This is a genomic window from Pirellulales bacterium (assembly GCA_033762255.1).
GTDB lineage: Bacteria > Planctomycetota > Planctomycetia > Pirellulales > JALHPA01 > JANRLT01.
Genome location: JANRLT010000063.1, coordinates 38,995 through 52,225 on the forward strand (window position 1 = coordinate 38,995; position 13,231 = coordinate 52,225).

Genomic DNA, 13,231 nt, shown 5'->3' on the forward strand with positions numbered 1-13,231 from the left:
GGGGGCATGATCAATCCGCCGCAAAGTTAAAAAAAAACGCCCCTGAAAATACAGGGGCGTTTTTCTTTTCCCTATCAGTGGAAATCAAGGAGATTGCCAAATTTTGGCAGTACTACCTCATCAGATGCGACATTAGCATGTGCCGCAGCAGACGGGAGTGTTATTGAACGAAATATAGCAGCAGCAACCATTGTCGCAGCAGCAGCTTAGACAGTCGCAGCACGCTTGCAGCATGTCGCAACAGGCCTTATCGCCGCTGGTGCAGGTGATGCAGCAGCCATCTTTCGTCAAATCGCACTTGCAGATGCCCACGGTCAGGTTGCATTGGCAAACGGTGATGCCATTGCAGGTGCAGCAACAACTGCAAGTCCCTTCGCAGAGCATCTTGCAGAGATTTTGCAGTGTGGCGCAGGACATTTCATCATCGCAACTGCAAAAAATCTTAAAACCTCCGGCACACTTTTCGAACTTCAATTCACAGCGGGGCAGCACGCACCAATTGGCCGCGGCCGGGGTGCCTACTGGAGCGGTGGCGGGTCCCCAGCTCACGTGTGGACCGCTAGCGGCGGTAGCGGGACGTTCCAACATAACAGCACTCGACATAACACAGACTCCTTTCGGTGGCCGGGTGTCAAACGGGAAGCAATTCCCCAAAGATACACCCAAACACTTGTGAAAGCGCGACTTCTGGGCTTCCAGTCAGAATGCGCCGGCAGAAAAGATAAACCTTCCGCTTGTCGGGTCGGCATGTGATTAGCTGTATTGTTCAGATGAGATGGATTTTGACAACGCTATTTTTTAAAAATGGTGGAAGAATTTTTGCAAGCAGAATAAATGTTTAGTTATGAAGTGATCTTTTAGTAAAGGTTTAGCTAGCAAAAGAGGAAAAGTGGAAAGATTTATGGTTTGCGTAAGATCTTACCTTTATTGGGCTTGCGCAATGCTCACGTGAATAAAAGCCATGTTTTTTAAGGATTCCTAGAAATTCTAGATTGAACTTGGAATCTTTCCCGCTACGATACATTAGTAAGTTCATCAACTAACTTATTTTAAGTTTCGGTGTTCCATGAATCGAATTCGCTTTCAAATTGGCAACTTTGCAACTCCCCAGGCTCGAACAAAAGCTAGAAAACTGGCTAAAACGAGTGCGGCTTTTGCCACGGTACCTGCTTTTGCCCAGTCCAGTGGCCTCTTGCAAGTTTATCAGCATGCCGCCGATCAGGCCCGCCTGCAAATTCTTAAGAAACGCCAGCGGGCCGAGTTGGCCGAGGCGCATGCATTTCGCTGGAATTAATGGCTGAAAGCCAGCTACATCTCGGTATCACTAAGCGTGTGCGGCTTTAAATGGCAAGAATTGATGGCGTAAATTATTATCACTCAACAGGTGGCAAGCTTTCGCTCTGCAGGGGAATTGATTGCTCGACGATGCCGCCGCTCGTTGACATAATCCCGGGGGCCGGATTTTGACTTTCCGATATATTCCCAACAGTTGTTCCCTGCTCTCCGTTTAGCATTTTGCCTTCTTCCATGGCAAAAAATATTGACTCTTCCAACTGTTGCAACGGAAAATCACATTTCCTGCCCAGCCAGCGGTGGGACCACATTCCAAATGTATCTTGCCGCGCCTGAGCCAGACCATGCTTGAACGCGACGGTTTGCACGCACTGGCGTTCGTCATAATTGACGGCAAATGCCAAGTTCTTTCCTCCCCGCCATTCGTCCGAGTTGCGATAATGCAGCGGTTCGTTATAAACCTCGGCCAGGTTTTCCGGCTGTAAATCGCGTTCTTCCAGGCCCACATTCGCCAAACCGGCTTTGATTTCGGCTTGCCGTTGCCGTTCCTTTGCGGCCTCGGCGGCGGCGATTTCGTCCCGTTGGTCAGCATGATCGCGATGCGCGACTTGCAGTTTTTCAAATTCCCGTTTGCGCTTTTCCCAATCGGCGATTTTGGCAGGATCGCCGGGCCGGGGTTCTGGAAATGGGGGATTAAAATCCGTATCCCCGGAATTGATAAGAAGTTGGCCGAAAGCGGAAACGCCATCCGCAATATGCGTGGCGGGTTGGGTAAGCAACTGATGGGGTAATGAATAACCCTGATAGAACGCGTAGATATCGATGTCTTGTCCCCGGTGCCGCACCACCCGGGCTGGCGGACCCAGTCTTTCGCGCACTAGGGATCTGGTCGTTCCGGGCAACAGGACGCTTAAATCACGCTTGGACGTAAAGTGACAGCCAGCCGAACCCAGCGCGCAGGTTATCGCCAAGCATGTCACATGGCGAAGCATGCCGCAATAGAGGGATGACATGGCTGCCCGCCATAAAAAGGTTCTTCCTACCGCAGCGCCGTGCTATCGGTGGCTTGGTACGCCCGCGAATCATAATCATAGAAGTTGCGGGCCAGGGTGTCGGCGACGATGTCCACAAACTGGTTGCGGAAATCGGCTTCTTGGCGTTCCGCGCTAGAGATAGGGCTATTGGGCGGAAATTTAATCGTCCGCGGCTTTAGCTCGTACACCAATTTGCCCCCCTCTTTCATATCATAGACGGCAATGCGGGCGTCCGCTTGTCCCTGTAAGAGGGTCGATCCCTGGCTAATTGTAAAGCGTTCTAGCTCGATTCCGACCACCATGTCGGCCTTGAGGGCCTTGCCAATCTGGCGAAATTCGGTCCAGTCGTTGCGGTCGGTCCAGTCTGCCAGCTTTTCGGGGTCGATCACCATGATCCGGTCGTCATTTTTCTGCATGAGCATGCCGATGCGGGCGGCCAGTTCGCGGCTGACGCCAGGTTCGGCAAACTCCAAAGACGCCGCACGGCAGACCACGGCGGTTTTTTTGCCCCGTAGGCCGGGAAAGTGCGCTTTCACATCGTTAGGAAACAGCACATACGCCCCCGCGGCCAAAAAACTGCATCCCGTCACGGCCAACAGCAAGCCCAGGCCGATTCCGTACAGCAACAGTCCGCGTGTCAATGGATAGTTCACAGCACCACTCCCTGGCAATGAGGCCCCCCTGTCCCCACCGTGGGTCAGGCGGTTGCGCGCCAATTTGGCGGGAAAGATAGTAAAACAGGCGGACCTTGGCAAGAGCGTTTTAGAAACTTACGAATCTCACATTTTGAATTTGCGGCAGACGGATTCTACGCGTTACCCTGATTCTCAATTTACGGTTAGCTAGCAAAAACCATAATTCTTCCTTTTTAATTCTTAATTTTTAATTGAATCTCACTCTTCCGCCAAGCGTGGTATATCCCCCGCTGGGAGGTCCGCCTCGCGAATGCAAATTCGGCGAATGGCGGTCGCCTTGCCGGTGGTGCGCTCGACCTCGATAATGCTGCCGTTGAGCCGCACATCCCCCGTGGCCACGTCAAAATGCGTGGGGATAAAATTAAGCGTGGTTTCCTGCACGCGTTCGATCCGGCGTCCTAAAATGCTATCGTGCGGTCCCGTCATGCCTAGATCGCACTGAAAGGCGGTCCCCCCCGGTAAAATCTCCTCGTCGGCGGTGGGGACATGCGTGTGGGTGCCGACAACCGCGCTGACCCGACCGGCCAAGTACCTGCCCAGTAGTTGCTTGTCGCTGGTAGCTTCGGCGTGAAAGTCGACCAGCCGAATGCGTGTTTCTGCGGGAATTTGCGATAACACGCGGTCCGCCGCGCGAAAGGGGCAATCCATGGGCTTCATAAAGACGCGGCCCATCAGGCTAATCACGGCGACGGCGATGCCATTACGGGCATTGACGATGGCAAATTCGCGGCCGGGGGCTTCGGCGGGATAGTTCGCCGGCTTGACAATGTTGGTCTCGCGTTGGAGGACGCCGATGATCTCGGCCCGGCGGTAAATGTGGTCGCCCAGGGTGACGCAGTCCACCCCCGCGGCTACCAGTTCGCGGTAAATGACCGGGGTAATGCCCGACCCGGCGGCGGCGTTTTCGCCATTGGCCACGACCAGGTCCAGCCGCTCCTGCCGGATCAAGTTGGGCAGCGCGCGGACCAGGATAGACCGCCCCGGCTTCCCCACGATATCACCGATCATCAAAATACGCACTATTTACACCAGTTGAACGAGTATAGTAATCATGACAAGCCGCTAACACGCGGGATTCGCACAGGTTGTCACAATGCGGATTTCAGCCCGCAAGTCAAGATACGGCGGCTAAATCACTCTTGCTAAAATTGTTGAATCGGGCCGTTGGCCCTTCCAATTTGTCTTACTTTTAACCTAGGGCGACGCTGCGCTTGCCCTAGGCTGGAATAGGTTGGGCCTTTGGCCCACAGAGCATTAAATACCTTTGTCCCGTGCCCCGCACCCCTGCATTGCCTATCCATCCCGCGTCCCTGCCCTTCCCGCGCTCCGCTACGCGTCGCGGCTAACCTCCCCCGTCTCCCGTCGTCCGCCTCCCGCTACTACTTTGCCAGTTCCATCACCCGCGTTTCGCGAATAACGGTTACTTTGATCTCGCCGGGGTAGGTCAGTTGCTGTTCATAGGCACGGGCGATATCGTGGCAAATCTTTGTCGCGCTGGCGTCGGTGGTGTCGCGGGCGCTGGCGATAACCCGGACTTCGCGGCCCGCCTGAATGGCAAAGGCCTGCTCCACTCCCTGAAAGCTGCGGGCGATGGTTTCTAGTTCTTCCATCCGTTTGATGTACCGTTCCAACGATTCCCGCCGCGCCCCGGGGCGCGACGCGCTGACCGCGTCCGCCGCCGCCACGATCACCGTGTAGGGATTATCAATGCGGATATCGTCATGATGGCCCAGGGCCGCGTGGACGACTTCCGCCCCTTCGCCGTATCGCTTGAGCAGGTCCGCCCCGATCTTGGGGTGCCCCCCTTCGGTTTCGTGGTCGGCCGCCTTGCCAATGTCGTGCAACAGGCCGCAGCGGCGGGCCAGGTCCCCATCCAGGCCGATTTCCTCGGCGATAAGACCGGAAATAAACGCCACTTCGATGGAATGCCGCAGCACATTTTGGCTGTAGCTGGTCCGAAACCGCAACCGGCCCAAGAGGTGGATCACCTTGGGATTGAGCCGGGAAATGCCGACCTCGGTGGCGGCTTCTTCGCCAAATTTTTGGATATGGCCTTCCATTTCCTTGGTGGTTTCGGCGACCAGTTCCTCGATCCGCGTGGGGTGGATGCGTCCATCGGCGATGAGCTTATTGAGCGACATGCGGGCGATTTCCCGCCGAACGGGGTCAAATCCGCTGACGATCACCACGCCCGGCGTGTCGTCGATAATCACATCCACGCCGGACGCTTTTTCAAAAGCGCGGATATTTCGCCCCTCGCGGCCAATGATCCGCCCCTTCATTTCGTCGCTGGGGATGTCCACCGTGCTGGTCGTGGTCTCGGCGGTGTGGGCGGCGGCATACCGCTGGACGCTGGTAATGAGCAGGTCCTTGGCCTTGGCGTCGCAAACCTCGCTATATTGCCGTTCAAACTGCTGGATGCGCTGGCCCTGCTCGTCCGCCAGTTCGTTGTCTAACTTTTCCAGCAGGGTTTGCACGGCTTGCTCGCGCGACATGCCGCTCAGTTGGTACAGCGTCTGCTTTTCCTTTTCCAGGATTTTATTCAGTTCCTCATTGCGGCGGTTCGTCTCTTCAATCCGTTCGGTCAGCCTCCGCTGGGTGGTTTCGACCATTTTTTCTTGCTTGCGGATTTGCTCCATGTGCTGGTCGATCGTGTCCTGCCGCTTGTCCAACTGCCGCTGCTGGTCGTGCAATTCATTGCGCAGTTTAGCGGTTTCTTTTTCGGCGGAAGCTTTTTGTTGGATCAGGATCTCCTTGGCCTCGAGTTCGGCTTCTTTTTTACGATTGGTCGCCTCCCGCCCGGCCACTTCCAAAATTTCCCGGGCTTCGGCTTCGGCATCGCGACGGCGCAGGCGATCCCTTAAATAAGCGATCCCATAACCGGCGGCAATGCCCGCCAGCCCCGCCAAGACTCCGCACAAAATCAGTTTCTCATCCATAATTTTGCAGACTTTCTCTGGCAAATGGTCAGCGCAAATCCGTGCGTGGTGGGTCCTCAGCCAACGACTCGCCGCCCGGGCCGCTGCGGCGCGGACGGGGGTCGCCTGATCTTTTGGTCCAGTGCGCGGGTGCGGGAAAAAGCCCTGTGGGCAGGGCCAAAGTTTGGTCACTTGACGCTCCCGGAATAAACACCCGCGGCCAAATTGCTTGGCCAGAAAGGTGGGCATTCTAGGCGCGATTTCTTGCCTATGGCGCTATGGCAAAAAAAGAAAGAAAGCCCCGCAAGGACGGCAGTCACAAGAGCTAAGGCTTGTGAAACATGCCGCACCGCGAATTAGCGGATATCCGCCATCGCTGCACAAAGAGCGCCTGCTCCGTATCCCTGGGGGGCAGGCAAATGGCTTTTCAGCCACTTCCCGCAGCCCCGCAAAATGGGGTCGGTATCCGCCCGCCCACGCAAGGGGGGCGAACCAGGCCACACTAACAGTGTCAGCCACGAGATCAACTCCCATTGACGCCCCGGCACCTCACGTTGCATGAGAGGAACCGGTGGTAACATGTCGGCGGCAGGGGACAGCGTCATTACAAAAGCTGCCTGACGCCGGGTATTCCAGCGCAACAAGCAACCGACAAATAACGCAATGACCAATACCAAAAACATGAAACGATGCCAAATTGGAGAAAGTGATCGTGTTCAGCTTTCCAACATTCTTTGCCAACAAGGTTTTTTGTACGCAAAACCCCTTTCGGTGGATAAGCCACCGCGGATTCGTGTGCATAAACCATTGCAAGGCAAGCGTTTAAGGAAAGTGCGAATTTTATTCGTCGATTTCCGTAACCGCTCAACTTATCTTAACAAAGTCTGCTAAAACTGCAATTGGCACCGCTCAAGGGGGAAGCTGAGAATTATTTACAATTTTATTGCAAATACTTATGAAAAAAGTCAAAGTAGACTCCCAAAAACCAGCTTTAGCGTAGTGAATAATTTCGATGGAATGAGTCGATGCGGGACGTACTTTTAAGATTTTGCACAGCCTGGCCTAGCGAATCGCGGTCGGAACGAACGCTGGTTGCGGTTTCCGGTGGAGCCGACAGTGTCGCCCTGCTGCGGCTCCTGCTGGCCAGCGGCCATTCCCGGCAAAAGCTCTGGGTGGGGCATTTTGATCACAAATTACGGCCAGAGTCGGCGGAGGATGCCCAGTTTGTTAAAAGTCTAGCAGCCACCCTGGAAGTGCCCTTTGAATGGGGCCAGGATAATGTGCGGGAAGCGGCGATCATGGCGGGAGACGGCGTGGAGGCGGCGGCACGGCAGGCGCGGTATGGTTGGCTGCGGGGGACAGCGGAACGGCTGGGGGCACGGTACGTGCTAACCGGACACACGGCGGACGACCAGGCCGAGACCATCCTGCATCGCCTGTTGCGCGGGACGGGTTGGCGGGGGCTGGCCGGCATTCGGCGTGTGCGGGATTTAGGTCCGGCGGTCAGTCTGGTCCGGCCGTTGTTGGAATTTCGCCATGCGGATTTAACGGAATATTTGCAAAGCATTCCCCAAACCTGGCGCGAGGACGCCACCAATCAGGAGCGACAATTTATGCGCAATCGCATTCGACTGGATTTGCTGCCGCAGCTTGCGGAAGTGTACAACCCCGAGATTTCGCAATTGCTCCATCAACTGGGGACCGCGTGCCAGGGGCTTGAGGAAATTGTCGACCAAGAACTAGCACGGGTGTATGCGCGGGTTGTGAGTTGCCAAGCACCGGGCAGTCGTTATCTGGTGGACGCGGCGACAATCCTAGGTAACGGCACCGCAACGGAAAATCAGTTTTTGCTCCAAGAGTGCCTGGCGCGGTTGTGGCGAATGGCCGAGTGGCCCCGGCAAGAGATGACTAGCCGGCATTACCAGGAACTGGCGGAATACGTATTAAACTGCGCCGCGGAAAAAAATAGTCCCCCACAGCAGAGCGCGAACACGCAGGGCGGAGAGAGTCAAGTGATTGCGAGGCAATGGAATCTCTGTTTTCCCGGCGGCATCCAAGCGCAAAAAACAACCGCCGGAGTGGAACTCCGGCGGTTGGGGTAAATGGGTTAGAATAATAGACTCGGGCTAATTGCCGTGCATCTATGTCCCTGTGGTTAACTGTTATTAATACTCACTGGGGGCTTCCGCTTCTTTATGCAGATGCTCCATCTTGTAACCCCCAGTTGCCTGGAAGTAAAGGAACAAGATCAAATAGCAAACAGCCATAAAGGCGGGCACGGCGGCGGTAATCCTTAGTGCCATGCGTCCACCAAAGGTATCGGCGGCTTCAATCTTGGGCTTATCCACATCCGCATAGGATTTCGCGGATTCCCACCACTTTTGCAAAGCCAGGACTTCATGCGCGTCGGTAAGCTTATTTTGCTTTGTTAACTTATCGATAGTATCCTGCAAGATTGTTCCAGGACCGGACTTGCTGGGGTCTAAAATCACTTCTTTCTTAGCCCCATCCAATCCAAAAATTTTGGGGAAAAACAAGAAACCATTTTCCTTGGAGGATTTGAAGCGATCAAAGGTTTCTTGGTAATTGTTATCCACTGTCAGGTTTTGCGTGGCAAAAAAGTCCTGCTTGTAGCCAATACCGGGGTCACCCAGCAATCCCGCCGAAAGCATGCCAATACCCCCCATGGCACCCATTGTTACCGCCCCGCCCCGGGGAAATTTATCACCCACCACACCCAACATCGTGGGCCAGAGGAAGGTTTTTCCCAAGGCATAAATCGTCATGGTGATCCAAACCATGAGTACAGTTGCGGAATTACTGATCAAATACAACCCGACCGCGCCAAAAATCGCACTGACTAACAGTAAGCCGATGGGATTAATCCGCTCCACAATTGGACCGGCAAAAAATCGCAAGAAGAACATCAAGGTTGAGGCATAAATGAACAAGATGGGACCTTGTCCGTCACTGAACTTATTGGTGATGGTTTGGATCCAGCTATCAGTACCCAATTCGACGTAGCCGACACAGGCATGGATCAACAACAAAAAGAGAAGAATGGGGGAGCTAAACTGGCTAAACATTTCCCCATAGGAAATGCCGGCGGTTTTAGTTTCGGGTTCAGGAAAATGTTCTTTAATTGTAATGAAGCCATAAATGACCGTGGGCACCAAAAACAAGAGCATGGGAACTTCCCACATCTTAACTCCCATATTTCCACTAACCATCGTCACCAAAGAGCCCAGAACGAGCCCACCCGGCCATCCAGCGTGCAAAATATTGAGATAGTGGGTTTTGGCATTGGGATACAGTGTCGCCACGAGGGGATTGATGGCGGCCTCGGCCAGGCCATTACCCACAGAAAAAATAAACATCCCTAAAAACAAACACCAATACGCGGCCCCCTGCCCTTGGCTTTCAAATAACGGTGTCGCGGCCAGCATAATTCCGCCGGAGATAAGATGGCATAAGAATGCCAATAGCATGAGCACCTTATAGCCGACGCGGTCAGCGAATAAACTAGCGGCCAAAATGACCAATCCAAAACCCGCCAAACCCATACCAGAGATTTGTCCGATTTCGGTATTGGTAAAGCCGTACTGCGCCCCCCACAGATCCTTGATACCACCGCGGGCACTAAACCCCATCCCTGCCGCGATCAAGGTTAAAAAACTCGCCAAAAAAATTTGAAACCGCTTGGATTGATCTGTCATGCCACGCTCCCACGTAGGTGATGTCTGGTTCACTCTCCCCCGCCGGGCGGCAGAAGGCCGCTAGCGAAAATGTACTGCGAGTATAATCTCTGTCTCTTAGAAGTAAATCAAGGAAATTGCCACATTCGGGCGATTTTTCCCCTCTCCCGGGCTTTTCAGAGGTACTTTGGCCCGCCCGCTAGCAACAACCCCCCCGGTAAGTTCCCTTGCCCCAATTTTCCCCCCCGCATAACATAACCCCCTATTTTTCCTATCCCTTACATCTGCGATAGTCCGCCAACCCACGCCCCGGCGCGGTGGAGGGACCGCGGCACGGGGGGGGAACGATTGGCGGTTGGACGGCGAATATTGGGGACGGATTTATTATCTCGCGGTTGATCAACGGCTGTTGGTGGGTCTTTAAGGTTGCGTTTTTGCTGGCGCTCGCCGGTGGAATCGGTGCCGGGGTCTACTATTTTCAGCATCTGCATGACGAAATTCGCCTATCGATTTTACAGAAATTGCAGGGACATTATGCCCAGCTAAAAGTTGAAATCCGCTCCGCCCAGTTGATTCAGGATGAGGGGATCGTGGTGCGGGGGATAAAAATTCTGGATCCCCAGGCTCCGCCCGAAGAACAATTGCTGCTCAGTTGCGATGAATTGCTGTTGTCCTGCGCGACCGATTTGGCCCAATTGGCCAAAGGGGAGCCAGAATTTCGGTCGTTTACTTTTCGGCATCCCCAGTTATTTGCCCGGCGGGGGTTGGATGGCCGCTGGAACGTGGAAAAGCTGCTTCCCGCTCCGCGGTTTAGCCGGAAGAGCGTGGAGATGCAGTTATTAAATGGCGCGGTCGAAATCATCGACCCCACCCGCGCCGTGCCGGCGCAGTGGTCGCTGCGTGATTTGCAGGTTCAATTGACACCGCGGGTGGTCAGCCAGTATTTGACCGAGCCTGGCTGGGATGCCCGTGGACAATGCCGGGGGGACCACTTGCGGCAGATTCATTTTCAAGCGCGGGTCGAGCCATTTACCAATGCCGCCCGGGTGACCGGCTCGATCCAGGGTCTGCAAATCGGCCCGGAACTTATTTCCGCGCTCCCCACTGAGCTAGCCACACAGTTGCAACCCGCCAGTGTGCTGCGGGGTGAACTGAATTTGGATTATGAGATTGGCTATGAGGCGGCCGCGGCGCGCCCCTGGACGTTTGAAGTGGTTGGCCGGTTGCAGCGGGGACGCATCGATGACGAGCGCATCCCCCAAATTTGGGAAGATGTGCATGCCGATTTTCAAGCCAACACCCACGGGATGCTCTTGCGGGAATTGACCGCCTATAACGGCAAAACCCGGCTGACTCTGGCAGCGGAGCGGCGCGGCTATGCGGCGGATTCGCCGATAAGCCTGTCGCTCAACGCGCGTAATCTGATGATTGGCCGCGATTGGGAAAAATCGCTCCCTCCGCCGCTCCTGGAAATGTGGCAAAAATTCTTGCCCGCGGGAGAAGTCGATGTTAGTGGTCGGCTGGATTACGACGGCCAAAACTGGCGTCCATCCGGGGAAATTCGCTGCCTGAATGTCAGCTTTACCTATCACAAATTTCCCGTCCGATTGGACCGGACCCATGGCACGCTGACCTGGGCCGAAGATCGCCTGCGCATGAACCTTACATCCCATTTGGCGGGACGGCCCGTGCAAATCAGCGGACTCATTGAACAACCGGGGCCAAATTACACCGGGGTGGTGACCATTCAGGGGCAAAAGTTGGGTCTGGATCAAAGCGTGTTGGCGGCACTGCCGGAAAAACCCCGCGAGGTCATGGAGTCGTTGCATCTAAATGGCCAATTTCAATTTTTTCTGCAAGTGACCAAAAACCAGGCCCAGGATTTGATACCGCACATGGCCGTGCGGGTCGATCTGGAAAATTGCACGGTAAAGTACGACAAGTTCCCTTATCCGCTGCACTCGGTGCGCGGGACGGTGGAGCTGCGCGACAACGTCTGGACGTTTCGCGATTTAGAAGGATACAACGACACGGGCCGCGTGACGCTGCGCGGCGAGTTGGTACCCGTGGCCGATGGCAACGAACTGCGATTGACCTTTACCGGCACCGAGATCGCCATCGAACCGGAGCTGCGGGACGCGCTTCCCCCGCGGGCCAAGGTATTTTGGCAACGGCTGCAACCCCGCGGCATGCTGGATTTGCAAATGGCCGTGGTGACGTATCGCACCGCGGATAAGTCGCTGCAAATTCAAATTACCGCCACCCCCGTGGGTGAGACGGTGATGTTTGAGCCGGAGTTTTTTCCCTTGCGGCTGGAAAAGGTGCGGGGAGTGTTTCGTTATTCGCCCGGAAAGCTGGAATTTGCCGACCTGACCGCCGAGCAAGAAAGGCTTCCCGTGCGGGCCAGCGGTTATTGCGAGTATGACAACCTGGGGGCCTGGCATGTGCGGTTTGATAAATTTGTGGCCGACCGGGTGCGCCCGGAACGACAAACCTTGCAGGCGGCCCTGCCGGCCAAGCTACGCAAGATCGTGCAACTGCTGCACCTAGAGGGAGCTCTTAATCTGGCGGGGAGCTTTGACCTGTGGGGAAATACCGATGTGCCGCAACCGGTCACCGCCGCCTGGGACGGTGTGGTTGACTTGCGCGATGCCAAACTCAAAAGCGGTATCGAGCTGGCGCATGTCGATGGCACGGTCCGCCTCCAGGGAAAAACCAACGGCACGCAACTGTGGCTCTCGGGCGAACTGGCCATCGACTCACTCTCCACCGCCGACTTGCAACTCTCGAACCTGGCTGGACCATTTTATATCGATGAAACCCAGGCCATCTTTGGCAGCCAGGCCATCCCCAAGAATAGCTCACCCGCGCCGAGGCACCTGCAGGCCCGCTGCTACGATGGCAACGCGCTGGCGGATGTGTGGGTGGGGTTTGGATCGGTGCCGCAGTTTTTGCTGCTGACGCGACTGGAAAACATCGACCTGGCAAAAATCGGCCAGGAGCAGGTCCCCGGAAAACAACAACTTAGCGGCAAAGTCAACCTGGGCATGGAGCTGCGCGGCAGTGGCGCGGGTGTGCATACATTGGCTGGCAAAGGAGAAATGCAACTGCGTGACGCGCAACTGGGGGAATTGCCCGTTATGGTGGCCATGTTAAAGCTACTGAGTATTCGCGAGCCGGACCGGACGGCGTTTGACGCGGGGGATATTCGCTTTCGGGTGGAGGGGGAACACATTTACCTGGATAGCATCGAACTGAGTGGCAACGCGATCAGTCTGTTGGGAACCGGGGAAATGAACCTCCAACGGGAATTGCAACTGGTCTTTGCCGCGGTGGCGGGGCGCAGCGATTGGCAATTGCCGGGGTGGAAATCGTTCTTAGGTCAAACCAGCCAGCAATTTATGGAAATCCACGTCGGCGGCACGCTAATGGAGCCAGAGATCAAACGCGAGAATTTTCCGGCGCTTAAAGAAGCCCTGGATCAACTGCAGGCGGAACGCCGCGAACGCCGGCAGCAGCGTTAAGCCCCCCCTGAAAAATAACGTATGCTTGAATAACCCTTTTTGTTTTCCCCCTTGGATTGCCCCTCCTGATTT

General features: G+C 55.2%; 10 protein-coding genes. 3 read left to right on the top strand and 7 right to left on the bottom strand.

Annotation, left to right across the window (positions count from 1 at the left end; genetic code table 11):
- Positions 1–132: 132 nt before the first annotated feature.
- On the bottom strand, positions 133–603 hold the full coding sequence (locus tag SFX18_17230) for a hypothetical protein (protein MDX1964896.1): 471 nt from the start codon (positions 601–603) through the stop codon (positions 133–135).
- A gap of 463 nt (positions 604–1,066) precedes the next feature.
- Here SFX18_17230 and SFX18_17235 point away from each other — a divergent pair, with 463 nt between their 5' ends.
- Positions 1,067–1,294: a hypothetical protein gene (locus SFX18_17235; GenBank protein ID MDX1964897.1), complete on the top strand. Its 228-nt coding sequence runs from the start codon at positions 1,067–1,069 to the stop codon at positions 1,292–1,294.
- 79 nt (positions 1,295–1,373) lie between these two features.
- Here the strand turns inward: SFX18_17235 and SFX18_17240 are convergent, their stop codons facing one another.
- The 5 genes from SFX18_17240 to SFX18_17260 all read right to left on the bottom strand — a co-directional run bounded on the left by SFX18_17240 (position 1,374) and on the right by SFX18_17260 (position 6,545).
- Positions 1,374–2,306, bottom strand: coding sequence for a hypothetical protein (locus tag SFX18_17240; protein ID MDX1964898.1), 933 nt, complete (start codon positions 2,304–2,306; stop codon positions 1,374–1,376).
- 26 nt (positions 2,307–2,332) lie between these two features.
- Positions 2,333–2,980 (bottom strand): hypothetical protein, encoded by a 648-nt coding sequence (locus SFX18_17245; protein MDX1964899.1) that lies wholly within the window; start codon positions 2,978–2,980, stop codon positions 2,333–2,335.
- Between the two features lie 240 nt (positions 2,981–3,220).
- On the bottom strand, positions 3,221–4,042 hold the full coding sequence (locus tag SFX18_17250; GenBank protein MDX1964900.1) for a TIGR00282 family metallophosphoesterase: 822 nt from the start codon (positions 4,040–4,042) through the stop codon (positions 3,221–3,223).
- Between the two features lie 359 nt (positions 4,043–4,401).
- On the bottom strand, positions 4,402–5,961 hold the full coding sequence (rny, locus tag SFX18_17255) for a ribonuclease Y (protein ID MDX1964901.1): 1,560 nt from the start codon (positions 5,959–5,961) through the stop codon (positions 4,402–4,404).
- A gap of 335 nt (positions 5,962–6,296) precedes the next feature.
- Positions 6,297–6,545, bottom strand: coding sequence for a hypothetical protein (locus tag SFX18_17260; protein ID MDX1964902.1), 249 nt, complete (start codon positions 6,543–6,545; stop codon positions 6,297–6,299).
- 420 nt (positions 6,546–6,965) lie between these two features.
- Here SFX18_17260 and tilS point away from each other — a divergent pair, with 420 nt between their 5' ends.
- Entirely contained in the window at positions 6,966–8,042 is a 1,077-nt protein-coding gene (gene tilS / locus SFX18_17265; GenBank protein MDX1964903.1) for a tRNA lysidine(34) synthetase TilS, read from the top strand.
- Positions 8,043–8,105: 63 nt separating this feature from the next.
- On the opposite strand, the gene SFX18_17270 is transcribed toward tilS, so the two are convergent.
- Positions 8,106–9,656, bottom strand: a complete 1,551-nt coding sequence (locus SFX18_17270) for an MFS transporter (protein MDX1964904.1) — start codon at positions 9,654–9,656, stop codon at positions 8,106–8,108.
- Between the two features lie 296 nt (positions 9,657–9,952).
- Between SFX18_17270 and SFX18_17275 the strand changes: the two genes are divergently transcribed.
- Entirely contained in the window at positions 9,953–13,159 is a 3,207-nt protein-coding gene (locus tag SFX18_17275) for an AsmA-like C-terminal region-containing protein (GenBank protein MDX1964905.1), read from the top strand.
- The last annotated feature ends 72 nt before the right edge of the window (positions 13,160–13,231 follow it).

Coding starts and splice junctions, on each gene's coding strand:
- rny (MDX1964901.1), bottom strand. CDS start 5,961: ATGGATGAGAAACTGATTTTGTGCGGAGTCTTGGCGGGGCTGGCGGGC.
- SFX18_17260 (MDX1964902.1), bottom strand. CDS start 6,545: ATGACGCTGTCCCCTGCCGCCGACATGTTACCACCGGTTCCTCTCATG.
- SFX18_17240 (MDX1964898.1), bottom strand. CDS start 2,306: ATGTCATCCCTCTATTGCGGCATGCTTCGCCATGTGACATGCTTGGCG.
- SFX18_17235 (MDX1964897.1), top strand. CDS start 1,067: ATGAATCGAATTCGCTTTCAAATTGGCAACTTTGCAACTCCCCAGGCT.
- SFX18_17230 (MDX1964896.1), bottom strand. CDS start 603: ATGTCGAGTGCTGTTATGTTGGAACGTCCCGCTACCGCCGCTAGCGGT.
- tilS (MDX1964903.1), top strand. CDS start 6,966: ATGCGGGACGTACTTTTAAGATTTTGCACAGCCTGGCCTAGCGAATCG.
- SFX18_17270 (MDX1964904.1), bottom strand. CDS start 9,656: ATGACAGATCAATCCAAGCGGTTTCAAATTTTTTTGGCGAGTTTTTTA.